Below are 21805 nucleotides of genomic sequence, written 5' to 3'. Positions count from 1 at the left end.
TTATAAGTGAACTGGCGCCCGATTACTCAGCCTTGCCTTTGAACCTCTGAGCGTAGGCGTTGTAAGGAGACATTGCCTTAGCGCCCTGGCTGTTGCTTTCATCCTCTTTAGGGGATTTCTTGCCTTCAGCTTCTTTTTTCCACGTCTCCAGAGTGGATACCTGCTCTTTAAGGCCATCGCGTTCCGTGGTTAGCGAATCAACAGATGCTGTGGCCGTGGTCAGCTTATCTTCAGCAACCTTCTGAGCCGCCTCAGCAGTGGCAGTTGCCGCCTGGGCAGCAGCTACCGCCGCTTCAGCGTTGGCTAAGAATTGCTCGTCTACCGCTACACTCTCTGTGGAAGCGGAAAAAATGCCCATTGCAGTAAGGGCTGCAGACAACATTGGATAGTTGCTCTTAAAGCTTTCGAATTTCATTTCTGAGTTATGGTTTGATTTAGGTTTGCGTGATGATGAAGGCTTTGCCTGGGCCAGCTGAGCCGCCTTGCGAATGGCATCCTCCAGAGAGCCGATGGCATCTACCAGGCCCAACGCCTTGCCATCTTTACCGTTGAATACTTTGGCAGTGCCCCACTGCTTTTCGTCAGCCAGCTTGCTGCCACGGCCAGCCTTTACAGTGGAAAGAAAAGTTTCGTTAATGGTATTCAGATCAGCCTTAAACATGGCCAGCGCCTCTTCATCGAGAGCCGACATGCTGTTGCCCTTCACTTTATCCACAGACTTATCAGCAGTGATGTAGGTAACTTCCAGCCCTTGGCGCTTCAGGAACTCGGATTGGTTAACATGCACGCAGAGCGTACCGATGGAGCCAACCCATGATGTTGTTTCGGAGTTGATGAAGATGTGATCTGCCTGGCTGAATACCCAGTAGCCGGCACTGGCCACCAAGCCATCTATAAAGCCAACTACAGGCTTTGTCTCACGTGCCTTCTTAATGTCGGCCGCCAGATCCTCGGTACCATCCACTGCACCGCCAGGCGTATCGCCTACCAGCACTATAGCACCGATGTTAGGGTTGTTCACCGCTGAGGCCAGCCATGATCTGATATCCTTGGTACCATAAGAGCACATGCCGCCATACTTGGTCATGGCTCCACGCACCGGGATCAGCGCCACCTTTACCTCTTGCTCACTGTTATAGTTGAGATCTCCGGATGCTGCCTCAAAAACAGCAAAAGGGGTAGCCGCTGACACTGTATCAGCAGCCACCCCCTGTACTGTCGGTAATGGCAGATCTTCCTTCTTCTGTGATGTAAAGTTCTCAGTAGAGATAGAACCCTCCTGTACCAGTCGTAATACAGTAGCCTCTACTTGAGAAAAGTACCTGGACTCTAGTGCCCATGCGCGTGTGTCGGTGATGATCTGTAACATTGCCTTCGGTTATGGAAAGCAAAATTGTTACAGCCACAGGCGCATAGGTAGGACGGGAAATTTATAGCAACTTTATACTAAATAACTAGCATTCCTTCTGTCTATTCACCATAATAATCTAGTTCTTTCGGTGGTGTAATACTCATCATTCACCTCCTCCTGCACCATACATAGCGGTGTTTCGGGCAGGCGCAAGCTAATAAAGTTCTTTAGTGACAGCTTTTTTGGCGATCGGCATGGGTGACTTTTGCAAGGAGATTGCACCATATATATAAATTTTTATATCTTGCTTCGCATTCTTAAATATCCTATTGAAATATGAAAACAACCTATGCCTTAACCTTGGCGGTCGTGTTTGGCGTGCTCTCCTACTTCACCTCGTTTATCGTCACGGTTTTAGGCTTCCTGGCTGCCCTCCTGGCTGTGGTGTTCATGCACCTGCACCGCAAGCGTTAGCCCACCTGCACCATGGCGCTCTGCCCCCGCTCGCTCAGGGCACCTATGTACAAATCCCCGGCCTGCTCTGTAGAGTTCACCGTAAAGGTGTGCTGCGTCTGGAACACGTTGCTTCTGTCCGGCGCTCCCAAATCCGCTTCACTCGCGCCCGCCGTGGCCTTCCACAGGGCTACTTTGCAGGGCTTGTCCGTGGTCACGGTCAGGGTGGTGCCACTCAGTTCAAAGCCGATCACCGGGGCGGCTAAGTCTATGTAGCTTGGCGTGGATGCTTCCGAAATCGTGAAGGAGGCGGTGTTATAAGGCACTTCCACGATGAACACGTTGGCGCTCTTTTTCAGCACCTCGCCCACGGAGCTTGTAATATCCTTCCCGGCCAGATCGGTGCCGGTGGTATCTATCTTAATGCTCACAGGCACTGTCAAAGCCTCCGGCAAGTCAAAGCTGTTCCACGTAAGCGAAACTGTATTACCTGAAACGCTCACCGCCTGCACCGCCTGCCGTGTCCACATATAGCGCAGCGCCTCTTCATAGCCCGCGTAATGCACATCATAAGGAGCCAGCACCTCCCGCACCTTGGCGTACATATCCCGGACCTTCGTGCCTGCCGTGTGCCAGTGCATGAAGTCCTGAAAGAAGCCCTTGCTGTTGACCGTTTTCAACAATTCCTGCTCCAGATAGGCAAGGGAATCCGCATAGGTGCCGCCCGAAGGGATGCCCAGAGAGCTTACTCCTGTCTCGAAGTCGGCAAAGCGCGTGGCACTTGCCCTGTTCACGTAATCCAGCCGGGCCGTCTTGTTGTTCGGCAATCCTGCACCAGCACCGTAAGAGGTGTTACTGTCGCCGGACGTGCTGAAATAGGAGTTCCTGCCGCCCAGAAAGTAAGGCTCGTACACCTGCGGCGTGTCGTTGCGCCCGTTGCGGTAAGAGAAAGTATAAGGCGCTTCTGTGTACTGCGATTTCTCCGCCTCGATCAAGCCGGTCAGTTCTGCCAGGTTGTTGCTCCCTGCCCCGCTTGCGCTGTCCCATCCGTACCCCCCCCCTGAAATATCATACATTTGCTGGCCGTGGTTCGGGTAGCGGTCGGGCTTGCTTTGCCCTGCGGTCACGTTGAACACCGCCGCCCCGGCACTGCTCCAGGTGGTGCTGTTGTAGTCGGGTATGAGCTGCACAGACGAGCCGTTGTGCCAGCGGTCGGTCTGGAAGTAGATGCTCTTTTCCACCCTGCCGAAGCCGGTCAGGGTATTATCGGCTCCGTTGTAGCGCGAGACAAAAGCGGTGGGCTTGATATTATACTTCATGGCCCAGAACTCCGAAGGGTACTTGTTTACTCCCAGCGTGTCAGTGTTCTGGTTGAAGGTCATCACAGCCCCGTAGCGGTGCAGGCTAACGGAGGCCAGCATCTCGCCGGTCGGGTTGGGCTGCTGTACAGCGCCCATGCGACTGAGCGAGCTTAAAAACAGTCCTAAGCTCATGGTGTCGTTATTTTAAACTCGGTGGTGTACTGCGTTCTGGTGTCTCCTACAGGGTTCATGCCTAACATTGCCTTTCTGGTGTCTGCTATCGCTGCCGTAAGGGTATGCACGTTATCCCACGTTACACCGTCTGCATTGAGCTTAAAGAAAGTAAAGGTGCTGCCAATGCCTTCAATTCGCCATCTGCCGTTTAGCGGAATACTTGAATCTGTATAATTGGCCGTATTACCCACCTTTTTGTAGAAACGCGCGTTACCGTAGGTGTCCGCCCTGGATAACACTGCGTAGTTTGCAGAGTCCACGTCAAAGCCATAGTAAAACACGTTAGCCGTGTTCGCTGAAATAGACAAATCAAACTCTATGGTAGCGTCCCCAAATACTAACGGATCACCCGTGCTTTCATCTTTGGCCAATAACGCATCGTCATACGGGTGCCCCGTAGAGGCGCCGCCCGTGCTGCTCGCCTTGAGCCTGCCGGTGCCGTCTAGTTCAAATTTTACTTGCGGTGCTGTTCCTCTCCTTATCCACTTGGAGTTGTTTACAGCTCCCGCCGCACCCTCAAAATAGTCGGAGAACAGCGCCCCATCCACAAAGGTGAAGACTGGCGAATCTACCACGGCGCTCTCATTCCTACCAGTTGCCGCTTTGACCTTAAACTTCCAGTACCCCGCTGCCCTGGCTTCATTGCCTACCTGAATGGTTCCAGCATAGGCTGCATAAGCTCCATTGTTTTCACTAACCAGTATCTCGGATTCACCCAACGAATGCGAGGCGCTCAGGGTGTTGGCCGTATCGTCTGCAGCTAGCGTCGGCGGCTCCGGTGTAGTGTTGCCTGCTGGCGCATCAGCCACCGTAACGGTGTAGACAGGTGAGAAATCGGAGAACTTTACCCCATCAAAGTTGCGCAGCTTGACAAAATACTCGCCAGCCGCAATGTCGGGAATTGTAGAGATCTTATCGACCTCAGCGGCTGTTGCCAGCGTCCACTGGTTTAAGTCCTCCGGCAAGGAGGCATCAGTGGTGAAATAAACGTGTGTGGTTATTGCCATGTCACTTGAATGGTTTTATAGGTTGGACTTGTTACAGAGATGCCTGTCGGAGCCGGCACCGGTTCCTCTGGCGTTACTGGCTGCGTTGGATGCGGCACATTCACCGATACTTTGTAGTTGGGCTTGTAGTGAAAATAAAACTCATAAGTGCCAGCTGGCAAAGGTTCGCCATTGCTTACACCATAGATAAAGTCGTAATCTGCTGAGAAATTGATTGGGTTTACACCATCAGTGGTGATGATGGCATGGTGCGTCTTGTTGATTTCATTGCCTTCAGCCTCCAAAGTGAAGTCAATGGGAGCAGCTTGTACATGCGGCTTGTAGTAGCGATTGTCGTCAAACAGCAGACTTGAAGTAAAGGGGACGTATAAAGAAGTCGTATCTACAGCTCCAATATTCTTCGTGCCCAACCAAGTGATCAGCTGGCTCAGGCTCCATTTATACTTCGTCCCGCTGCTTTCCTGCACCAGGAATACAGCGGCATCTTCCGGAGTGGCCTTGCCAGTATAGCTGGCATAGTTGAAGTTGATAGTACCAGGTGCATCGGTAGTGGCTCCATCGCCTTTCACGATCACGTCACGCACCCAAAGCGTACCATCAGGCAGCGCCTTGCGGGTGGTGGCTGCTCCCTCGTCACCTTTCAAAAGCCCATAAGTTCCCTGCTCCGTGGCATAGATCAGGTCCAGTCGGATCTTGGTGTTATCAACCAAAGCATCATAAGGAAGATCCTGAGCGGCATAAGGCTTCTCAACACCACTCCACTTAGCCAGGCCTGCGCCTACCTTCACCAGGTTGCCTTCTATTCTAACAGTTGGCTCATTCACCCACTCAGCACCTTCCGGAGGCGGCGGCGGCAAGTTTAGTACCTCGTTAATGGCAACCAGCTCATCATTAATTGGTTTCAGCACCGCCTCCAGGCGCTTGGCCAGGCGCAGTACTGTTACCACTTTGGAGGCATCTGTACCAGCTTCTACCTCTGCCTGAGTAGCCAGCTGCACAATGCCTTTTATGAGTTCTGTGGCATCCTTCACCGTAAGCTGATCATCCTTGATGTTGTAGAATGAACTGACAATTGCCGTGGCAAACACGCGCATGTCCTCCGGTGTGATTTCCTCTGTTGTGTTATCTATGAACAGCTGCGCGATGATGCTTGCCAGCTGTTGCCTAGTGTATTGTATGGCCATGTTATGTTCTTCTGAAACCGAATGTGAAGCCTGCGCTGAAGCGCTTGCGTGTGTTGTCCGGGATTATCTCCGCATGCAAGTAGAAAGGTGCCCGAATGTCCGAATCACCCGAAAGCACCAGATCAGTACCATTGGTATCCCTGGTGCGCCTTCCGGTGTTCAGATCCGTGCTGAAGCTCAATGGAAAGTCTTTGGAGCCTACCACCTTTGTAAAGCCGTTATTGTCCTGGTAGAGGGCAATTGCCTTGATGCCGGTGAGGGCAGCGTAAATGTCGTAGAACTCAGGGCCGTCCTTTGGGATAAAGGTCTTTAGCTTCTGCTTGAAGAAAGTGCCATGCTCGTCCTCAGCCTGCGGCTCCTCATAGCTGCCCTCCCCGATCGGGAAGAAAATATCGGCATAGTTGGTATCATCCAGCAGCTGTAAGGGCTGTTGGATGATACCGCCAATCGAATCAGGAATGGCAACCACGTTGGCAACAGGAATAACCCTGATGACACTCAGGCCACCAAGGTTACTGCCGCAAACGGGGTAGATGTGCTTTAGCGGAAGCGCCATTAGCTAAGGAATATGGCCCACTCTGCCTTTCGGCGCTTATCCAGCCCATTGCTTACCTGCAACTGCCCATCGATGCGCGTCTTGTTCCATGCCAGGAAGCTGCGCCCGATAAAGTCTGCTGAGGCCTGGCTGTTTACCTTGGTCACAAGTCCGCTGCCTTTCAGCTTGGTTGCTCCGGTGTTATATACCAGGGAAAGCAAGGCATCATATTGGTTCTGTGTCATGGGCGCATAAAACAGGCGCTTCATGCCAGCCTCAGCCTTGGCTATGTCCTGCTGGAAAATAGCTTCTGCCTCTGCCACAGTTAAAGAAGCTGTCAGCAGGTGCTTCTCATTTTTCAGGATCAGGTGGCCGTAGCCAATGGTCCATAGGCCTGCCTGGTCTTTATAGGCTTTGGCCCGAAACGCCTCATGCCTTCTGATAAAGTTGCAGATGCGCTCGCTGGCCTTCAGGTTAACGGGTAGGTGTTTCATGGATAGTAAATTGATCTCTCGTTGAAATAGGCTCAAACTTACACCCACGCAGGAGGCTCAGGTAGGACGGTAAGCTGGTTTGGGAGCCGTAAACAAATGGAGGCCGCCCAAACCTATCATGGTTTGAGCGGCCTCGGGTTGTGGTGAGGTTCCGGACGGAAGTGGCAAATTGCAGGACGCAACTGGCAAATATCCGGACGGAAGTGGCAAATTTATTTTTACCCCATTCTCAGGTGCTTTTTCAGTGCCTCCGGACGGAAGTGGCAAATTGCAGGACGCAACTGGCAAAAGTCAGGACGGAAGTGGCAAATTTATTTTTTGACCTGAATCAGCTCTGCAGTCACCGCTTTACGTAGCGGAAGACTGAACTTGAGTTTCTTGATCAGAAACCTGTTGCCATCGATGTTCACTTTCCTGTTGAAGTCGATCTTCTTTAGGGCAGGCATGTTCAGGTACAGCTGCCTGATCACTGGCTTAGGGTTCGCCTGCAACTCCATCCACGACTGCAGAAAGGTGGCATAGGTGCCATGCTCCCCATCCAGCTTCAGGCTGTACTGCCCTATCTGTTCTCCCCTGGCATTGTAGTTATCTCCACTGAGCAATGGGTACAACCTGTTCTCCTTCTGCTCCTTTATCGGCTGATACCCTCTGTAGAAGGCAAGCCGCAACGACTGCGGCACGTTGAATACGCCGAAGGGCGCCGAATAGCCTTCCACTCCAAATGAGGGCATCTTCATTGTTTCGTTAGAGGCAGGATTGTTTGTGTCGTACACCAGCACCTGGTTACTATCCAGCGTTAGCGCAATGCCCTGCTCCAAATCATCGCCGCCGCCGTTCACCAGCAACGGCATATAATCCTCTGTTAGGAAACCCCATCCTATCGGTTCTTCCATGAGGCTGTAACGGTAGTAAGCCTTCTCTGAACGCACATAGCGTACATCGTTATGCTCCGGGGTTGGGCCGGTATAGTTCAAAGCCTGCAGATCTGCAGGTGTCTCCACCGGATCAAGGAGGCGGTGCCCTTCCGGAAGATCCTGCACGCGCTCACTGCTCACATCATCATCCAGTTTATAGCGCAGTGTCAAGCCCTGCCTTTCTTCAATCGGCATTTCCACTCCAGGTGAGACATAGGGCGTAAGGTCCTGGTAATCGTTCTGCTCCAACAGATCACGCAGCTTGCGTATGGAAACCGTTTTATCCAATCCTACTTGCACCGAGAGCCCAAACGTATCTTTTAGCGCCTGCAGGAGCTGCGAGAAGGTCAGGTTAGGCAACTGGTCTTTCATGTGAAAGCTGTAGCGGTAAGAGTTGTTGACGGTAAACCCTTCCAGACCACCGGCAGTTGTAAGCCTGTCCAGCACCGTATTGCTCAGGATGTAGAGCTGGCTCAGCTCCTCATCAAAGAAGTCTTCCTGAAACTGCACACCCAGCTCTGCCACTACCTGCTCCAACACATACTTCAGCTTCGGGAAAGGGCTGATGGCATTTGCCGTAGAACCTGAGCTGCCCATCACACTAAACCCTAAGTTATAGGCAAAATAGTGGTAGACCGGGTTGCCTTCACTGTCATACCACTCCAAGGTGCTGCCACCAGGTGCCACGGCCTGATAATCCTGCATGTTATAGTAGTTCACATAGCCGCGGTACTGGGTGTTCTTATCGCCGTACAGCGAGGGGTTATGCACCGGAGCGAACACATAGTCAAAGTCAGCCGGCCTCTTGGCCGTGTCCTGCATGTGGTTAAGCACCTGGGTAAGATCCTCCCCCATCACGCGCTCACCGCCATACCCAAAATCACGGATAGACTTGTTTTTTATCAGCTCTCCAAAAGCTGAGAAGCCAATCTGCACATTGGCCGTGTAGGTTTGTTCGGTAACTTTCCGGAGCTTCAGAATACCATTAATCTGCTCTCCCTCGCAGTAAACCGTACAGGGCCATTCGCGCCTGCTGTCCTTGGTATTGGCCACGATCTCCGGAAAACCGAACACTTGGCCGTTGGGCGCTGCGGGTATGGTAAAAGGCAGCGAGAAGCTGCCTGGTATCACCTCCTGGGCAAACAACGGGTTGTTCCACTCAAAGGAAAGCGAGGTACCGGGGTTAAGCACCACCGGCTTCCCCTCTACCTCCATCTCAATAAGATTTTGCATAGCCTGTCAGGTCAAAAGCGTAATCGTATTCAAAAGTATAACCCTGCCTCCCTTTGCGGGAGCTGTTTAAAAGCCCTCTTCTGGAGAGAACAATCGGCAGCATCTGATTCCGGTACCACTCGTACCTGGCAGGCGAAATAACGAAGTCCTGCAGGTACTCCTGGCGCCAGTCAGGATTTGGGCCGGTACTCTGCTTTATCTTGCGCTGCAGATCGGAAGAGAAAACAAAGCGCTGGCCCTGGTTAGGCATAAAGCCTGGCTGCACGTCCACCTCGCCCATTTCCTCTTTGGCATCCAGGCTATCTTCACGCTCACCTGTGCAGCGCAGGGTATCAAGTCCGCCCCAACTGTTATAGAAAAGGAAGAACCGTTCATCTGTTGCCACGTCCGGAGCAATCTTGTAAACCATGCTTTCGGTGATCTCCACGAACTCAGGAGAGAGCACCGTAACATCTACTTTATCTACTCCTTCAGCTATTGGCTCAAAGGCGGGTATGCACAGCAGTTCGTGCTTCTTAACGCTCACCACCTCATAAGTATAGGCCGGTTCGCTTACGCCTTTTAGCCAGGTACCACGCCTGATCTGCACCTGGCCATGGGTGCCGTCGCTGATCCAGTACAGGTACTCGGGCTGGGCTTTGTTGATGGTCTTCAGGCGCTCGTGCGAGGTGAGGAAATGGCCGAAAGGCGAAAGCTGGTTTTCGAGCGGCATGCCACCCAGGAGCACTGTGCTGGTATAGCTGATCTGCCACTCGCCACCATTGATGCGGTAGCGCACATAGTAGTTGAGCACATTCTTTTTGCAGGCATAGGTAACTGAGCCTACTGGCGGCTCTGCCTTCAGCAGCCGGCTCAGGATGTTATCCAACCTGAAATGGCAAAAGCCATCGGCTGTGGCCACCTTGCTTTGTGGTAATACTACCTGAAAATCCTGCTTGTAGTGCTCACTTTCGGCCAGCAGTTCCAACTCCACCTCTGCCCCTGGCTCCGCGGCTACCTGGTACCAGAATGGGTTGCGGCTATAGTATAGCTTGTCCACGATCGGCACCACCTCAAAGGTGTTTTGTGCGGTACAGGCTCTCGGGCTGGCATCTTTGTAATCTACGGTATAGTTGCCTGGCTCCAAGCCCTCATACAGGCTCTGCTCCTTAAATTCGCCGCCGTTTACACTGTAAAGCACAGGCGGGAAAGAGGTGGTGGCTGCCAGCTGCACGCTGTAGCCATTAACCACCGGTGGCTGTGGCACCAGGTCGCAGGGCGGTGTGTAGCCGCAGCTGGCGCTGTTGTACTCCACCACATCACCCCACATCTCGCCTCCGCTGCCATCGGCCAGTACCTGCTGCAGGTTCACGCCGTTACAGTCGTTACGGATGAAAGTGCCAGCTGGTACCACGTAGCCGCACTCCGCACTGTTGGCAGTTTCTACAGTGGTAAAACCTCCGTTACCGTCATGAAAGTAGCCTACTCTGGTTGTGCCCTCGCAGTTATGATAGAACTCCTGATCCGTTGGCATGGAGGTGTCAACAGGCGGCGGATCATCATAAGGCACACCCTCATTAGTTGTCTTTTCAACAAGTAGTGTAGCTGTGTTAAAATTCCAGAACTCTTCACGGTACTCGCCACCTGTTGAGGTTACTACTACGCGGGTGTACCTGGTTTTTAGGTTAATTAAAGACATTACTCAGCCCCCTCCCACTCTTCAGGTTTATAACACAGGTCCAGGTAGTCCTCTATCTCAAACTCATAGCGCCAGCCTACCAGATCGGTAACGAACATAGGGCTAACCGGCTCCACGGCTCTTTTGGAGAGCGCAAAGCCGCGGTTGTCGCGCTTGATGCGGGACAGCAGGGAGTTGAGCATCTTTAGGGTATCAGCCCATGCCTGGTCTTCTTCGGCATAATCCATGTCGCCGGTATGATCCAGCACCACAATGGCGGCAGACCAGGTGCCGGTAACATTGTCGGCTCCGTTCTCGGAAGGCGTGAAGGATGGGGTTTCGAGCCAGAGCACCGGATAGGTAGTGGTGCTTCTGTCCAGGCTGGCCATGCGGTTAATGCCGCCATGCACAAAGCTGTTCAGCCCTTTCTTTTCGGCCTGAAGCTGCCGAAAATAGTTGATAAAGGAAGGAAAGTCCTGCAGGTTGTTCATTGTATACTGTATGTTACAGCACAAAGAAACATCCTGCAGGCTGGAAGATTAAGGACGTATTTATCAGCTCTCGTTGCCTGATAGTTCTAACAGGCTTGTGTTGGCTTCAAATACCTTGTTTTTGTAGTCGCGCCACGCTTTTCTGGCGGTTTCGTCATCGTACGAGTCCGGGTCGATGTTGTAGACACGGCAGAAGGATCTTACCGCATCCGTCTCGTTTTGGGTGTAATGCACAGCCCCTTTAATGAACTGAAACATTTGCTGCGTGAAGAATTTCTGGAAAAACTGCCCCAGGTGCTGTAAACGTTCTTCGGAAATAGTGTAATGCTTAAGAGATGTAGGCAATACGATTTTCACATGCTCCTGCCTCACAGGGGCAAGCTTCTGGCGGTTGATACGATAAGGGTTCTTGATAAGCACCAGTTTGACAGCATTGCCCATAAACTGATTTTGGTGGACTCTGAGAGGTTCTTCAGGTCCAAATTCTGCGAGCATAAACTGTTTAACGTGCTTTGGTACGGGGATGGAGATAACTACAGATTTCTGCATGTACGTGGAAGATTTAATATTTGAATTTAAACATATTTTTCCGGAAAACATTCAAAACAGATGGCGAAAAAAGTGCAATTCTCTCGCACTCGTAATACAGAAAAAGGCAGCGGCACAAAATTGCACCGCTGCCCTCCCGCTAATAGTGCCTCAGCTTGCCGAAATCTTTCTTGAAAGTAGGTTTGTAGAGTGGCTTTGCGGTATTGTAACCGCTATAGGCTGGGCACCTGGATTGGCATGCTGCCATGCTGATCAGCAGCAAAGTAGCACATAGTAATTTCCTCATGACCTCTGGCTTTAATGAAGCTTAAAGGTATTGTGCCAAAAGCTTAAATAGTCGGACGGGTTATTTCAGAAAAAAAGCCAAAACTTAAATAAGCTTTGGCTTTAGTAATGTTATACCCATGCATGCTTTTCTAAGCTTGCTTTGCATCTCTGCACCAGCAGCTCCATCGTTGGAGGAGGGTTAGCATTCCCAATCTGCTTTTGCCGTTGCTCCTTATTACCTAAGATTACATAGTGATCCGGGAAACCTTGTGCTTTGGCTGTCTCTGTCGGCTGCAGCATTCGAAAATAGCAATCTTCCACATTTACCTGACCATGGGTTTCAACTAGCGCATGCATGTCTTTACAAACCATAGTAGGAAGAGCATCTGTCGCTAATGACGCTTGGTTACTGCTATAGTTGCTGGTGATGAATGGCTGCGATGAAACTAGCCAATTCTGAATGCCGGCCGCTACTTGCGTAGGCAAAGGCTTGCTCAGATCCTCAAGTGTTCTTGCTCCTCTCATTGTTAGAACTGCAGCAGGGCTCAACAAAACACTGTGGTTGATGCCTCCAGCTGTAACACATCCGAGCGGATCTGCAAAGCTTTGCACCTTGCTAGTACCATGAAGTACAGGCATAAAACCAGGAGGAGCTACTAATGCTGTTTGAGCTTTGGTCATTTGAGTATGGATAACATCAAGCAGACCTCTTGTTTTGTCTCCTTTGGAGTTTGCCTGTGTTATATCAAAATGAAATGGCGAAAACATATAAGAGCTAAATCCAGTGCTCTGCGTATTCAGCACATCATCCGCAGCGGAACGGATTCTAGCAGCAATGCCACCGGATGCATTTCTCTGATCCAACAGCAGCGGCTTCAGACCATACTTTTTGATACCATACTCGATACGGGCTATTGTCTTGGCCTTCAGGGGACGCAGCCCATGCTCCTCCCGATCTTTGATGCGGACCATTGGCAGGGTAAGATCCAATGCATTAATGGCTCCAAAGTAAAATGGTGTTACTTCAGAAGCACACTGCCAACACCTGTAAATATATTGCAGCTTATACCTTGCTTTCTTACTTGCTCCTGGTTTAAAGCATTGCACCGCCTCAGTTATGCCACACTGGGAGCATGGTGCTTTCGGCCTGATATCAAGATCAGGCGCCGGGTTGCCCTTCTTCCAGAAAACGATATAGATCCGATCTCTGGATTGAGGTGCATAACCGGTAATACCTTCGCCGTGGGCAAACATAGCATTCAGGTACACGCATTTATGGTTGTACCCTAAAGCATGCATTGCCTTCAGCCATGGAGTCCAAAGCTCCCAATCACGTACATCTACGACATTTTCAGTTATGATGAACTCATAACGGTGTACTTCAGCAAATCGTACCACATCCCACATAGTGGCCCTGCTTCGCACAGCTCCCGGATCTATCATCTTCTGCTGAAAAAAGTCCCCTTGGTTAAGGTTCTTTCTACGCTGGCCTTTAGCCAGGGAATGGTTAGTGCATTCGGGTGAGGCTATCAAGCCATCGGTTCTGCCATAACGGGCGGGATGTGTCTCGGATATATCCGCACAGTCATGATCAGTGTCGGGGTGGTTGGTGTTGTGGCTTTCTACAGCGAGCCTCCAATGGTTCAGAGCCAGTTTAACCTGTACTCCATTCACAGAGGCCGCACCTTCTGAGCTACCACCACAACCACAAAACATATCAGTAAGAGTAATCATTTGCTATTTCTTTATCGGCTTCTTTATTTCAAATCTGTACATAAACCTGAACCGCTTCCAGCTCCAAGATTTCTTGATGCGCCGGTGGAGCAGCCAGCCGAAGCGCCTGGCCACCATCAGTTCAAACTTTGCATCCTCTTCGGTTTCGCACCAAACTGTGTCAAAGTGCATGTTCTCTCTGGTCATGCTGTTGAGTAGATCATAGTGGCCCTGGGTACATACCAGGGCCGTTGTGTTTCTCATCTCCATAAGCTCATCTGATTTTTGTGTTCGTCGCTGATCAGCTTGTCCACCTCAGCTTCTTTGGCTTTGGCCACCTTCAAGAGCTCGTGTGTTCTGCCCCTGGAGTAGTAGTTGTTCTGAGCAGCTCGCATTTCCTTTACTGCCGCTTTCAGCTGGTTATACTTTTGCCAATCCGTCATAGCTCCACCTCCTTCCCATCCACAACCTTAAATTCTAGCACCCATACCCAAGGGTTCTGCTTCCAGCTTAGAGGCCCATTAATGTGCTCCCATAGGTTCTTGAATGCCTCAATAGGCTTATCATACCATCTGAAGTGATTTTTAACTTCTCGATGTGGCTCTACACCACCCCATTCTTCGATACCGAACTTTGCAAAACGGCGGAGGCCTTCTGCTTTCGCATCCTCTTGGCTGATCTCCTTCAGGCGCTCTACTCTGATGTTGGTTATCTCCAGCAGAAGTCGGCATGCAGCTTTAGGCATATGTATGGAAGGGATCGCTTTCCTGCTGCTGGTAATATCAGCAGTTGTTACTGGTGAATTATCAGCTTGATAGCACCATTCATTGCCACAGGTATCAAAGTATAAAGTCTCTCTCACCCAAAGCCGGTCACCTGGTTTACCGTAAGGGCAAAGTTGAGAGGCTATACTTATCATGGCCTCCTGATTTTGTTTATCCTGCCTATCTAATGCCTCAGCAGAGTCCTTCTTTAAAATCCTCCTGGTCTGGGTTTTGCGCCCTTCCAGTATAGCCTGCACCATTTCAGTGCTGAACAGGATTGGTCTTTCTTTTACCTGGGTACTCATGCCTGCACCTCCTTCCCGAAATGCAGCTCTGCAAATGCCTTTGCCTGGTTAATACTTTCACAGTCTTTTGCTGCGATCTTGTCCTGAACATGATCAATTACATGGTAACTGATCACTCCGGATTCTTCATCCTTTTTAGGTGCTATCTCACCCAGGATCTTCTTGCCCCTGGTGATCTGGTAGTACCTGGGCCGGATCTGCGTAAATGTGATACTTTGTTCCATTGTCTACTTTCTTTTATCAGTTAAAAATGTGGGCTTCATAAGCGGCTCGTGCTTGGATACTTTATAGGCCGCACAAGCTGTGTTGCGATTACAAGAGGCAAAGAGTACCATGGCAGCCAACAGCGTTGGCGCTAAAAACTTGATTTTCATAAGGATTAAGATTTAGGGGTTATTGATTAATTGATCTATAAATTACTGGCATAGTTAAAGTCTACTACCTGCTCATAGTTAAGCACCTTGCGGTCTACCTGGCTCAGGATGTTGTACAGCTCCACTGGATAGTCATTGATGATCTCGTGAATGGCTATAAGCTCCGGAGCCGTTAAGGTGATCTTGAACTTGCTGATTTTGGTTTGCTTTGAGATGCGGCGGATCAGCTTAGCGTATACTTTCTGCAGCTGCGTTGCCGCCAGCACCTCGAAAGGGGTTAATCTATCTTCAGGCGAAGTGATCTCCTTTGAAAGGTATTTGACGATCTGCCGGCACAGCTCCATGCCCTCCGAGTGGCTGATCTCCAGTTGTTGGCTGCTCAGGATCATGTCCACTGTCCGTCTTTAAACCTGAAAAGCTCCTCGCCTGTCTGGAGGTCGTAGATGAAGGCGTTCTGAATGCTGCCCTTCCACTTGTAGCCTAGTTTCTTGAGGCGGTTAATGCCTACCTCACGGCTCGGGCCTGAGTTGGATTTCAGCCTGTCGCGGGAGTGGAAGGTGCGGGTGTTGCCATCGGTAAAGTAAAAAATGGCCTTCGTAAGTGCTGTCTGCGCCAGCGTATTGCCAGCGTCTGTGCGTTTGAATTGGGAATTCTGTGTACTCATTTTGTGATACTTAAGGGTTGATTAATTGATTGCGTGAATGGCGTAGAACTTATCCAGGGCGGCACGGCCCAGGCGTTTCATCTTGTTTTCGTGGAAGCGGAACAGCTCTAGCTTTGTTTTGGCCTGCAGGCGCTTCGGCAGCTTCTCCAGCTTGCCTTGCTTGTGCAGCGATATCTCACGCTGGGCGCGGCTCAGGGCGGCATTAACCTCCTGCTGCTGCCTCCAAACCTGCTGCTTGATCAGCCACTCCTCCGTGGCCCTGAATCCTCGCAGGTTCTCGAAGTCGAAGTAACCGGTACCAGGCTTGAACTCCGCGTAAGGCATCGGGGCGTACTTGTCCGGGTGGTTCTCGAAATAATTAGCGGCAAGTGTCAGTCTTTCAATGGCTTCCTTGTGGTATTGCTCCCACTCTTTGCTATTCATTTTAGCAGTGAAACCGCCGTAAACACCACGCCAGATAGCATTTTTGGCCTGGCGCTGCATGTAGTCGTTGAACTGGGCGTTCGGGTAGATCAGTTTCCAGGCAGTGAGCCAGAAGTGCTCGACATAGGCCACGAATACGGCTCTCTGAGCGTCTTTCTCGGCCCGCGCCGCGCCCCCAGTCCCCGTATCCTGTTTTTTTGCTTCTACGGAGCCGTAAAGCCTCGATTTGAGCCTGCTGCCAGCTCGTTGCGCCCCTGGGTTGCCAGTTTCTTGTGTTCCAAGTGTGTGGCAGTCGCCTTCGCCGTCAGGCAAGGCACCCTGTTGCGCAGCAACTCCGCACTTATCCACATGTGTATTTTCTTTTTCTACTGTTTCAAGTGTTTCAAATGCTACATTATGCGGAAGATTATTGTCGTTGGGGGAGGCGCTTGGGGAAATTTCTGCGGTTTTTGGGGTTTCTGTTGCATTTTTCTTGCACAGAATTTCACCCGAAAACAGTACTTCAGGGTTAATCCACAGCTCGTAATCGTGGAAACTTCCGTGGAACACGTAGCCGGAAATCAAGCCCACCTTGCGCAGCCTAGATATATGATTTCGGATGGTGCGATCAGAGCATGTGCGCTTGTCAGCCATCTTCGCGCTGTTGGTAAAGAGGCTCGGCAGATCCTGCTCATGCTCGGGCTCAAAGCCGTGCTGCAGCTGGAACTCATACGCCCTGATATACTCCTTGATCAGGCGCTCTCCGGTGGCCTCCACGTTGCCCGGGATCAGCTTTGTGCGGGTATAGTATAGCTGCTCGGTGCCGTCGGCAAATTTGCGCTTACGCTCTATCAGCGGTTGCTCATTGTTCTTTTTCTGTACAAGTAAGTGCCAGGCAAGAAGGGCCTTGCCTTGGTTTATTTTCTTTGCAAGCATAGTATGTGTAGGTTTAGAAGGATGCAGGGCTGGCGGTGCATGTCTGCGGTGCCAGCCCCTGTTGCAGCCCCTGTATCGTTAGCAATTGGTTTCCACGAATTGGGAAACCTCTCTCTCTTTGTAAGCTAATTGCATTTCCACCTGCTTCAGCTCCTCTGTGAGCAGGCGGTACTGCTTTGAGTGAAAGTCGGCGCTGGCTTTTCGGGCCTGCAGGCTCAGCCTTCTGGACCGCAGCAAAGCCAGCTCGTTTGCGCTGGAGGCGATAAATTCAAAGTGTGTCATTTGTCCAGGGATTTACTTTCCAAGCTTTTGGTGTAATGGTCTTGCATCAGGCTGAGGCACTCTGCCTCCAGATCATGCCACTGGTCAGAAGATTTGTCCTTTATGTCAAGCTGCTCTCTGCGCTTATCAAGGTAAGTCTCTCTGATCTGGCGCATTTCGCGCTGTAGTTGCTCTATTCTTCCCATCATGCCGCTATTGCTTTGTGGTAAGCCCTGAGCCCATTCATTTCAGACCGGATGTGCTGCTTGTCGCGCTCGATGGCGGCAACGCACTCGTCGTAGAGGCTCTGCTCGATCTGGTAAGTCTTGAGTTGCTGCTGCAGCACGAGCAGCTCCAGGTTATAGGCCTGCAGCATGTTGCGGCAAATGCGCAGTTTGCTATCCAGCAGCGGTACTGTGGGGGTTGGGGTGATGATAATTGTTGCCATAATTGTACTGGTATAAATGTGATACTTAATCTAATCCTATGCGACCGTAGGCATCCAAATCCTGCTTGGAGATGCGGTACTTGCCTGGGGCGAACTCCGAAGCCTTCAGCTTCACGATTTTGCCGCCCCGGTCGGGCTTGCCTTCCTTAATCCAGTTTCGTACAACCTTTGTGCAGTGCCCGGTATAAGTGGCGGCCTCGTCAATGGTGAAATAGCGGTCTGAGGCCTTGGCTGCGATGGATCGCAGCGTCTTGATCTCCTGCAGCAGCGGCCCGAGCATGTTCTGCATCTGGCCAACTGTTAGTAAGTCGTTTACAGTCATTCCCATGATTACAGGTTTAAGTTTGTCTGTTTGTTTCTTAGTTCTGCGGGCATGTCCTCCTCAAATAGGTAGGCATTTCTTCCTTTAAAATTCTTTTGGAGCCATTTTTTTAAGTCTTTCATCTCGCTCACACTCATCGGTAACTTAGCTCTGTTCTGCACCAGCAGATTAAAGCGGTGGAGTGTCATGCCCCAGGAGGACAGCATCTCATCAGTGGGCCGGGGCACTAACCCTATTTCCCCGAAGATTTCGGAAAGTCTATTTTTGGGCTCCATATATTTTTTTACACAAAACTTTTAAGAGTTATATAAAAACTACACACACTTTTATATATTTGGCAGTAGTTATTAAGAACTATACGACAATACTATAAATTATTTACAGCTACTGCAATTTTTTTTATAGTATTTTTTTATACCAATGGAAGATTTAGGAAAGAAAGTATCGCAACTAGCTAAAAGTAAAGGGATTACAATTAAGTCCCTCGCAGATCAGATAAGCATGACTGAGACTGGTTACTATGCTGCTATAAGAAATAACAGTCTGAAGTTGACAACACTGTACAAAATTGCAGAGGTACTTGAAGTTCCTGTTTCTACACTAATTGGGGAAACGGAAGAGGCTGGAGAAACAAAGTCTATACAGACGGCCACTGGTATCGGCAATGCTGTGGGAGATGGCAACAAACCAAAAGTACAGATAGGGAAAAAGATGAGCGGCCGCCAGGAAGTATATGGCATGGGCATCGATGAGATCTATATCAAGCTCCTTACCTGTGAGAAGGATCGTGAAGTCCTGAAAACAGAGCGGGATTCCTTTGCCAGGGAGCGTGATTCCTATAAGAACATGGTTGCCCAACAAGCCCAGCTGATTGAGAGGCTAAGCACGAGATAAATACTGAAACCAAACCAATCAAATACACCCTTATGAAAACAACTCTACTTACTATTGCTTTTGCGATAGCCACACTTATAGTATCAGCCCAATCAATAGAGCTGGATGCAACTACAGGTAAATACCAGGTGCAAGCTGTTGAAGAATTGAGCAGTAATTTATCCAAGGATGAGCTTTTCACAAAAGCAAAGCAATGGATAGCGCTTAACTATAAGTCAGCAAATGATGTGATTCAGCTGGCTGATCAGGAGAATGGCAAGATCATCTGCAGAGGCAACTTCTCAACAAACCTTTTCATGAAGAAAGGATGGATAGAGCATACCATGATCCTGGACTTTAAAGATGGTAAAATGCGCTATACTTTCACTGACTTTGTATACACAAGTCCAGGATCAGGAGATTATCCATTTGAAAGCAAATGGGCAAAAGGATATAGAACTAAAGCACACGCTGAAACGGAAGCAAATGTAAAAGGATCTGTAGCCAGCCTTAAGGATTATCTGGCAGGTACTGCAGCTGCTAGTGATAACGATTGGTAGTATGGAGCTCCCTCAGCAGTACTTTATATTAAAAGCTTTTCACAAGCAGCTATTCCGCATTGAGAGAGACAATGGTTATACTGTAGGCAAAATCAGAAAGACTTGTAATGATGCGGCTGTGCTTATTGACGAATTAGTAGATGAGCACCCTACAGATCAGTTGGTACAGGCAAGAGCCAGTGCCCTACCATTGCTTCAGCAAGCACTGCACGAAGCTGATGCTTACGACAGAGGGTATGATCATGATAAAAGGCTGAGTAGCACCCGCACATTTATGCAGGTGCTTACTCCTGCCATTAATGGATTAGAAGTTTTTCTGCACACAGGCTTTTAAAATCTTCGCTGAAGCAGTGAACCCTAGATAGCAGGAACTTCACCTCATTAAGGTTCTCTACTTTCACGCCATGCAGTAAGTCAGCTGTCAGTATGCCCTTTGATAAATGCATGGATAAATGGCCCCTGGAGTAAAGCACCTGGTATGTCTCACCATCTGCATTAAGTATAGATGCAAAGAGGTATGTATCCTGGCAGTTCATCTCAAAGCCGCATTGCTCCAAAAGCTCTTTTACTTGTAGTAGCATAACATCATTTTTAGTACAAGGCAAAGCTATGAAGGCGCTGGCCACAACCACAGGACGAGTTATTACAAAAGCCATGGCCTTATGGTCATGGCTTCTTTTTTACTATACACAAACATTCACAGCTATGAACACCCCTAACTCTAACGGTACAGGATCTTCGCCAGGGGAAGCGAAAGGACTGGGTAACATTGTAGGCAATAACAACCGGTTAAAAATATATAAACCGGGAGCACATGTGCACAACATGCCGAAGTAACAATATAGAGAATACCCCATACAGTGTCAACTTTTATGAATTTGAACTTGCATTGCTGCAGCGGGAGCTGGACCTGATGCGCGACCTGATCACTTCCAAAGACCAGCTGATTGAAGCACTGAGAGCAAACCAAAAGAAATAAGCCATGGAAGTTAACCGCTACTTACGCAAAGACAGACCCACCAAAAAAGGGTACATGCCGATCAGGATCAAGGTAACCTTCGGCAAAGAGCTTTACCTATCCACCGGAGAAAGGTGCAAGCCGGAGCACTGGGATGAGGAAAAGCAGCAAATGGTGGGAAAGGCGCCCTTCGCCACCCAAATTAACGACAAGCTGAACCTGTGGGAAAAAACGCTGCACCAGATCAACCGCGATTTTGAGGAAAAATCCGAGGTGCTGACGCCTGCCAAGCTAAAGGAGGAATTTGACCTGCGCATTAAACCCAAACCTGAGCCAGAGCCGGAGCCAGCACTCTACCCTTACCCTGGCATGGAAGAGGAGCAGCCGGCAGAGGAGCCGCAGTCTGAGTTCTTCCAGCTGTTTAACCAGTGGTGCGACTGGCTGGCCAACAAACGCCAGAAAGGCACTGGACGCAGAACTTCGCCCAATACTATAAAGGGTGTAAAGAGCAGCATCAAACGCTTTGAAGAGTTTGAAAAGCACCGGGGCACACCGCTGACACTGGACGGCTGCGATAAGGCTTTTTACCAAGAGTTCGAAAACTACGTGCTCAACACCCTGAAGCAGGAGATCAATACCTTTGGCAAGCATGTGGCCAAACTGAAGAGCTTCCTGAAGTGGTGCGAGGAAGAATTGGACCTGGACGTAAACAAAAAGTACAGGCGCTTTGAGGCTCCAAGCGTTTACGTGGGGGTAGATGCCCTCTCGGCCAGGGAGCTGACCGCCATTTATAGTATAGACTTCAAATCTGAGGACATCCGGAACAAGGTCTATGCCGCCTACTCCAGCAAGTCCGATTTTGACATAAACGGTCCAGAGATCAGCGCCAAGCTGAAAGACCTGGAGATTGCCCGGGATGTGTTCCTGATGTGCTGTTACACCGGCATGCGGATCTCTGACGTGACCAAGCTCGACTATAGTTATATTCGGGATGAGCATATCGAGATACCAGCCACCAAAACTTTGAACACCTGCTACATCCCGCTTTATGATGATGCCCTGTTTAAGCCCAATGAGATCCTGGCTAAATATGATGGCTTGTACGACACCTGCCTGCCGCCATCTCCGCTGATCAACGAGTACCTGAAAAAGATTCAGAGCTTTGTGAAGCTCAAGCGGCTTAACCTGAGCACCAAGATCGGGCGCAAGACTTTTGTCACGCTTAAGATATACCAGGGGGTGCCAACCAGGTTGATCATGCAGGCCACTGGTCATAAAACCGAGTCGGCTTTTAACCGCTATGCGGGCATCGATACCAATGAGCTAATACAGGAATTTAAGCGGCAGTCTGCTAAGATGGGGGCACGCTTGGGCACGAAAAGTGGGCACTAATTTTAGCTGTTTACATTCCAAAGGATTCACATGCATTCCACAAAAACACGATTTGCAGCCCGTTTAAGGGAATCCGCTGGAAACTTTTGGAGGGGGATATACTAAAAATATTCCCTTCGTGACCACCGCAAAGCCTCTTGGAGAAATCCGAGAGGCTTTTTTA

The 21805-nt window shown here is 50.0% G+C and carries 30 protein-coding genes; 6 read left to right on the top strand and 24 right to left on the bottom strand.

The window, feature by feature from the left end:
- Positions 1-22: 22 nt before the first annotated feature.
- A complete protein-coding gene (locus FJM65_RS11100; RefSeq protein WP_140621589.1) occupies positions 23-1369 on the bottom strand; it encodes a S49 family peptidase in 1347 nt (448 codons plus the stop codon).
- Between the two features lie 318 nt (positions 1370-1687).
- On the opposite strand from FJM65_RS11100, the gene FJM65_RS21245 reads away from it, so the two are divergent.
- On the top strand, positions 1688-1825 hold the full coding sequence (locus FJM65_RS21245) for a hypothetical protein (RefSeq protein WP_181163697.1): 138 nt from the start codon (positions 1688-1690) through the stop codon (positions 1823-1825).
- Here the strand turns inward: FJM65_RS21245 and FJM65_RS11095 are convergent.
- From FJM65_RS11095 to FJM65_RS10990, 22 genes are all read right to left on the bottom strand, one after another.
- Entirely contained in the window at positions 1822-3297 is a 1476-nt protein-coding gene (locus FJM65_RS11095; RefSeq protein ID WP_140621588.1) for a hypothetical protein, read from the bottom strand. The genes FJM65_RS21245 and FJM65_RS11095 overlap by 4 nt on opposite strands.
- On the bottom strand, positions 3294-4346 hold the full coding sequence (locus FJM65_RS11090; RefSeq protein WP_140621587.1) for a hypothetical protein: 1053 nt from the start codon (positions 4344-4346) through the stop codon (positions 3294-3296). Before FJM65_RS11090 ends, FJM65_RS11095 begins: the two co-directional genes overlap by 4 nt.
- The gene (locus tag FJM65_RS11085; RefSeq protein WP_140621586.1) at positions 4337-5530 is read right to left on the bottom strand and encodes a hypothetical protein; all 1194 of its coding nucleotides are present in this window, start codon (positions 5528-5530) and stop codon (positions 4337-4339) included. Before FJM65_RS11085 ends, FJM65_RS11090 begins: the two co-directional genes overlap by 10 nt.
- Before the next feature lies 1 nt (position 5531).
- Positions 5532-6086, bottom strand: a complete 555-nt coding sequence (locus FJM65_RS11080; protein WP_140621585.1) for a hypothetical protein — start codon at positions 6084-6086, stop codon at positions 5532-5534.
- On the bottom strand, positions 6086-6559 hold the full coding sequence (locus FJM65_RS11075; RefSeq protein WP_140621584.1) for a lysozyme: 474 nt from the start codon (positions 6557-6559) through the stop codon (positions 6086-6088). The genes FJM65_RS11080 and FJM65_RS11075 overlap by 1 nt, the downstream gene beginning before the upstream one ends.
- A 311-nt stretch (positions 6560-6870) precedes the next feature.
- Positions 6871-8706 carry a hypothetical protein gene (locus FJM65_RS11070; protein WP_140621583.1) on the bottom strand — a complete coding sequence of 612 codons (1836 nt, stop codon included), beginning with the start codon at positions 8704-8706 and terminating at the stop codon, positions 6871-6873.
- Entirely contained in the window at positions 8690-10384 is a 1695-nt protein-coding gene (locus tag FJM65_RS11065) for a hypothetical protein (RefSeq protein ID WP_140621582.1), read from the bottom strand. Before FJM65_RS11065 ends, FJM65_RS11070 begins: the two co-directional genes overlap by 17 nt.
- Positions 10384-10854, bottom strand: a complete 471-nt coding sequence (locus tag FJM65_RS11060; protein ID WP_140621581.1) for a hypothetical protein — start codon at positions 10852-10854, stop codon at positions 10384-10386. Before FJM65_RS11060 ends, FJM65_RS11065 begins: the two co-directional genes overlap by 1 nt.
- 63 nt (positions 10855-10917) lie before the next feature.
- Positions 10918-11295, bottom strand: a complete 378-nt coding sequence (locus tag FJM65_RS11055; RefSeq protein ID WP_140621580.1) for a hypothetical protein — start codon at positions 11293-11295, stop codon at positions 10918-10920.
- A 504-nt stretch (positions 11296-11799) separates the two neighbouring features.
- Positions 11800-13404 (bottom strand): DNA cytosine methyltransferase, encoded by a 1605-nt coding sequence (locus tag FJM65_RS11050; protein WP_140621579.1) that lies wholly within the window; start codon positions 13402-13404, stop codon positions 11800-11802.
- Between the two features lie 3 nt (positions 13405-13407).
- Positions 13408-13653, bottom strand: a complete 246-nt coding sequence (locus FJM65_RS11045) for a hypothetical protein (RefSeq protein WP_181163696.1) — start codon at positions 13651-13653, stop codon at positions 13408-13410.
- Positions 13644-13826 carry a hypothetical protein gene (locus FJM65_RS11040; RefSeq protein WP_140621577.1) on the bottom strand — a complete coding sequence of 61 codons (183 nt, stop codon included), beginning with the start codon at positions 13824-13826 and terminating at the stop codon, positions 13644-13646. The genes FJM65_RS11045 and FJM65_RS11040 overlap by 10 nt, the downstream gene beginning before the upstream one ends.
- Entirely contained in the window at positions 13823-14452 is a 630-nt protein-coding gene (locus FJM65_RS11035) for an ASCH domain-containing protein (protein ID WP_140621576.1), read from the bottom strand. The genes FJM65_RS11040 and FJM65_RS11035 overlap by 4 nt, the downstream gene beginning before the upstream one ends.
- Positions 14449-14676, bottom strand: coding sequence for a hypothetical protein (locus tag FJM65_RS11030; RefSeq protein WP_140621575.1), 228 nt, complete (start codon positions 14674-14676; stop codon positions 14449-14451). Before FJM65_RS11030 ends, FJM65_RS11035 begins: the two co-directional genes overlap by 4 nt.
- Before the next feature lie 185 nt (positions 14677-14861).
- Positions 14862-15215: a hypothetical protein gene (locus tag FJM65_RS11025; protein ID WP_140621574.1), complete on the bottom strand. Its 354-nt coding sequence runs from the start codon at positions 15213-15215 to the stop codon at positions 14862-14864.
- Positions 15212-15490, bottom strand: coding sequence for a hypothetical protein (locus tag FJM65_RS11020; RefSeq protein ID WP_140621573.1), 279 nt, complete (start codon positions 15488-15490; stop codon positions 15212-15214). The genes FJM65_RS11025 and FJM65_RS11020 overlap by 4 nt, the downstream gene beginning before the upstream one ends.
- Before the next feature lie 21 nt (positions 15491-15511).
- Positions 15512-16828, bottom strand: coding sequence for a hypothetical protein (locus tag FJM65_RS11015; protein ID WP_140621572.1), 1317 nt, complete (start codon positions 16826-16828; stop codon positions 15512-15514).
- Between the two features lie 78 nt (positions 16829-16906).
- On the bottom strand, positions 16907-17110 hold the full coding sequence (locus tag FJM65_RS11010) for a hypothetical protein (RefSeq protein ID WP_140621571.1): 204 nt from the start codon (positions 17108-17110) through the stop codon (positions 16907-16909).
- Positions 17107-17298 (bottom strand): hypothetical protein, encoded by a 192-nt coding sequence (locus FJM65_RS11005; protein WP_140621570.1) that lies wholly within the window; start codon positions 17296-17298, stop codon positions 17107-17109. The genes FJM65_RS11010 and FJM65_RS11005 overlap by 4 nt, the downstream gene beginning before the upstream one ends.
- Positions 17295-17537, bottom strand: coding sequence for a hypothetical protein (locus FJM65_RS11000; RefSeq protein ID WP_140621569.1), 243 nt, complete (start codon positions 17535-17537; stop codon positions 17295-17297). The genes FJM65_RS11005 and FJM65_RS11000 overlap by 4 nt, the downstream gene beginning before the upstream one ends.
- A gap of 25 nt (positions 17538-17562) precedes the next feature.
- On the bottom strand, positions 17563-17865 hold the full coding sequence (locus FJM65_RS10995) for a helix-turn-helix domain-containing protein (protein WP_140621568.1): 303 nt from the start codon (positions 17863-17865) through the stop codon (positions 17563-17565).
- Between the two features lie 2 nt (positions 17866-17867).
- Complete coding sequence (locus FJM65_RS10990; protein WP_140621567.1) at positions 17868-18134, bottom strand: hypothetical protein; 267 nt, start codon at positions 18132-18134, stop codon at positions 17868-17870.
- A gap of 145 nt (positions 18135-18279) precedes the next feature.
- Between FJM65_RS10990 and FJM65_RS10985 the strand changes: the two genes are divergently transcribed.
- Genes FJM65_RS10985 through FJM65_RS10975 form a run of 3 tightly spaced genes read left to right on the top strand, consistent with a single transcriptional unit; the run spans position 18280 to position 19626 of the window.
- Positions 18280-18753 carry a helix-turn-helix domain-containing protein gene (locus FJM65_RS10985; RefSeq protein WP_140621566.1) on the top strand — a complete coding sequence of 158 codons (474 nt, stop codon included), beginning with the start codon at positions 18280-18282 and terminating at the stop codon, positions 18751-18753.
- A gap of 32 nt (positions 18754-18785) precedes the next feature.
- Positions 18786-19292, top strand: a complete 507-nt coding sequence (locus tag FJM65_RS10980; protein WP_140621565.1) for a DUF4468 domain-containing protein — start codon at positions 18786-18788, stop codon at positions 19290-19292.
- A 1-nt stretch (position 19293) separates the two neighbouring features.
- Positions 19294-19626: a hypothetical protein gene (locus FJM65_RS10975; RefSeq protein ID WP_140621564.1), complete on the top strand. Its 333-nt coding sequence runs from the start codon at positions 19294-19296 to the stop codon at positions 19624-19626.
- On the opposite strand, the gene FJM65_RS10970 is transcribed toward FJM65_RS10975, so the two are convergent.
- Entirely contained in the window at positions 19589-19948 is a 360-nt protein-coding gene (locus tag FJM65_RS10970) for a hypothetical protein (RefSeq protein WP_140621563.1), read from the bottom strand. The two genes, FJM65_RS10975 and FJM65_RS10970, sit on opposite strands and share 38 nt — an antisense overlap.
- A 158-nt stretch (positions 19949-20106) precedes the next feature.
- Between FJM65_RS10970 and FJM65_RS21240 the strand changes: the two genes are divergently transcribed.
- Both FJM65_RS21240 and FJM65_RS10965 read left to right on the top strand, forming a co-directional pair.
- The gene (locus FJM65_RS21240; protein ID WP_181163695.1) at positions 20107-20271 is read left to right on the top strand and encodes a hypothetical protein; all 165 of its coding nucleotides are present in this window, start codon (positions 20107-20109) and stop codon (positions 20269-20271) included.
- Between the two features lie 3 nt (positions 20272-20274).
- The gene (locus FJM65_RS10965; RefSeq protein ID WP_140621562.1) at positions 20275-21642 is read left to right on the top strand and encodes a phage integrase SAM-like domain-containing protein; all 1368 of its coding nucleotides are present in this window, start codon (positions 20275-20277) and stop codon (positions 21640-21642) included.
- Positions 21643-21805 lie beyond the last annotated feature (163 nt).

The organism is Pontibacter mangrovi, assembly GCF_006385705.1.
Lineage (GTDB): Bacteria > Bacteroidota > Bacteroidia > Cytophagales > Hymenobacteraceae > Pontibacter > Pontibacter mangrovi.
Note: the sequence above shows the minus strand (reverse complement) of the source record. Positions and strands in the feature narration are given on the sequence as shown.

What these genes read in the sequence shown, in the direction of transcription:
- FJM65_RS11025 (WP_140621574.1), bottom strand. Translation starts at nt 15,215, where the DNA reads ATGATCCTGAGCAGCCAACAACTGGAGATCAGCCACTCGGAGGGCATG.
- FJM65_RS10995 (WP_140621568.1), bottom strand. Translation starts at nt 17,865, where the DNA reads ATGGGAATGACTGTAAACGACTTACTAACAGTTGGCCAGATGCAGAAC.
- FJM65_RS11010 (WP_140621571.1), bottom strand. Translation starts at nt 17,110, where the DNA reads ATGACACACTTTGAATTTATCGCCTCCAGCGCAAACGAGCTGGCTTTG.
- FJM65_RS10985 (WP_140621566.1), top strand. Translation starts at nt 18,280, where the DNA reads ATGGAAGATTTAGGAAAGAAAGTATCGCAACTAGCTAAAAGTAAAGGG.
- FJM65_RS11075 (WP_140621584.1), bottom strand. Translation starts at nt 6,559, where the DNA reads ATGAAACACCTACCCGTTAACCTGAAGGCCAGCGAGCGCATCTGCAAC.
- FJM65_RS10965 (WP_140621562.1), top strand. Translation starts at nt 20,275, where the DNA reads ATGGAAGTTAACCGCTACTTACGCAAAGACAGACCCACCAAAAAAGGG.
- FJM65_RS11000 (WP_140621569.1), bottom strand. Translation starts at nt 17,537, where the DNA reads ATGGCAACAATTATCATCACCCCAACCCCCACAGTACCGCTGCTGGAT.
- FJM65_RS11050 (WP_140621579.1), bottom strand. Translation starts at nt 13,404, where the DNA reads ATGATTACTCTTACTGATATGTTTTGTGGTTGTGGTGGTAGCTCAGAA.
- FJM65_RS10990 (WP_140621567.1), bottom strand. Translation starts at nt 18,134, where the DNA reads ATGGAGCCCAAAAATAGACTTTCCGAAATCTTCGGGGAAATAGGGTTA.
- FJM65_RS11020 (WP_140621573.1), bottom strand. Translation starts at nt 15,490, where the DNA reads ATGAGTACACAGAATTCCCAATTCAAACGCACAGACGCTGGCAATACG.
- FJM65_RS11080 (WP_140621585.1), bottom strand. Translation starts at nt 6,086, where the DNA reads ATGGCGCTTCCGCTAAAGCACATCTACCCCGTTTGCGGCAGTAACCTT.
- FJM65_RS10970 (WP_140621563.1), bottom strand. Translation starts at nt 19,948, where the DNA reads ATGGCTTTTGTAATAACTCGTCCTGTGGTTGTGGCCAGCGCCTTCATA.
- FJM65_RS11005 (WP_140621570.1), bottom strand. Translation starts at nt 17,298, where the DNA reads ATGATGGGAAGAATAGAGCAACTACAGCGCGAAATGCGCCAGATCAGA.
- FJM65_RS11060 (WP_140621581.1), bottom strand. Translation starts at nt 10,854, where the DNA reads ATGAACAACCTGCAGGACTTTCCTTCCTTTATCAACTATTTTCGGCAG.
- FJM65_RS11055 (WP_140621580.1), bottom strand. Translation starts at nt 11,295, where the DNA reads ATGGGCAATGCTGTCAAACTGGTGCTTATCAAGAACCCTTATCGTATC.
- FJM65_RS21245 (WP_181163697.1), top strand. Translation starts at nt 1,688, where the DNA reads ATGAAAACAACCTATGCCTTAACCTTGGCGGTCGTGTTTGGCGTGCTC.
- FJM65_RS11100 (WP_140621589.1), bottom strand. Translation starts at nt 1,369, where the DNA reads ATGTTACAGATCATCACCGACACACGCGCATGGGCACTAGAGTCCAGG.
- FJM65_RS11015 (WP_140621572.1), bottom strand. Translation starts at nt 16,828, where the DNA reads ATGCTTGCAAAGAAAATAAACCAAGGCAAGGCCCTTCTTGCCTGGCAC.
- FJM65_RS10980 (WP_140621565.1), top strand. Translation starts at nt 18,786, where the DNA reads ATGAAAACAACTCTACTTACTATTGCTTTTGCGATAGCCACACTTATA.
- FJM65_RS11040 (WP_140621577.1), bottom strand. Translation starts at nt 13,826, where the DNA reads ATGACGGATTGGCAAAAGTATAACCAGCTGAAAGCGGCAGTAAAGGAA.
- FJM65_RS11090 (WP_140621587.1), bottom strand. Translation starts at nt 4,346, where the DNA reads ATGGCAATAACCACACACGTTTATTTCACCACTGATGCCTCCTTGCCG.
- FJM65_RS11095 (WP_140621588.1), bottom strand. Translation starts at nt 3,297, where the DNA reads ATGAGCTTAGGACTGTTTTTAAGCTCGCTCAGTCGCATGGGCGCTGTA.
- FJM65_RS11085 (WP_140621586.1), bottom strand. Translation starts at nt 5,530, where the DNA reads ATGGCCATACAATACACTAGGCAACAGCTGGCAAGCATCATCGCGCAG.
- FJM65_RS11065 (WP_140621582.1), bottom strand. Translation starts at nt 10,384, where the DNA reads ATGTCTTTAATTAACCTAAAAACCAGGTACACCCGCGTAGTAGTAACC.
- FJM65_RS11030 (WP_140621575.1), bottom strand. Translation starts at nt 14,676, where the DNA reads ATGGAACAAAGTATCACATTTACGCAGATCCGGCCCAGGTACTACCAG.
- FJM65_RS11045 (WP_181163696.1), bottom strand. Translation starts at nt 13,653, where the DNA reads ATGGAGATGAGAAACACAACGGCCCTGGTATGTACCCAGGGCCACTAT.
- FJM65_RS10975 (WP_140621564.1), top strand. Translation starts at nt 19,294, where the DNA reads ATGGAGCTCCCTCAGCAGTACTTTATATTAAAAGCTTTTCACAAGCAG.
- FJM65_RS21240 (WP_181163695.1), top strand. Translation starts at nt 20,107, where the DNA reads ATGTGCACAACATGCCGAAGTAACAATATAGAGAATACCCCATACAGT.
- FJM65_RS11035 (WP_140621576.1), bottom strand. Translation starts at nt 14,452, where the DNA reads ATGAGTACCCAGGTAAAAGAAAGACCAATCCTGTTCAGCACTGAAATG.
- FJM65_RS11070 (WP_140621583.1), bottom strand. Translation starts at nt 8,706, where the DNA reads ATGCAAAATCTTATTGAGATGGAGGTAGAGGGGAAGCCGGTGGTGCTT.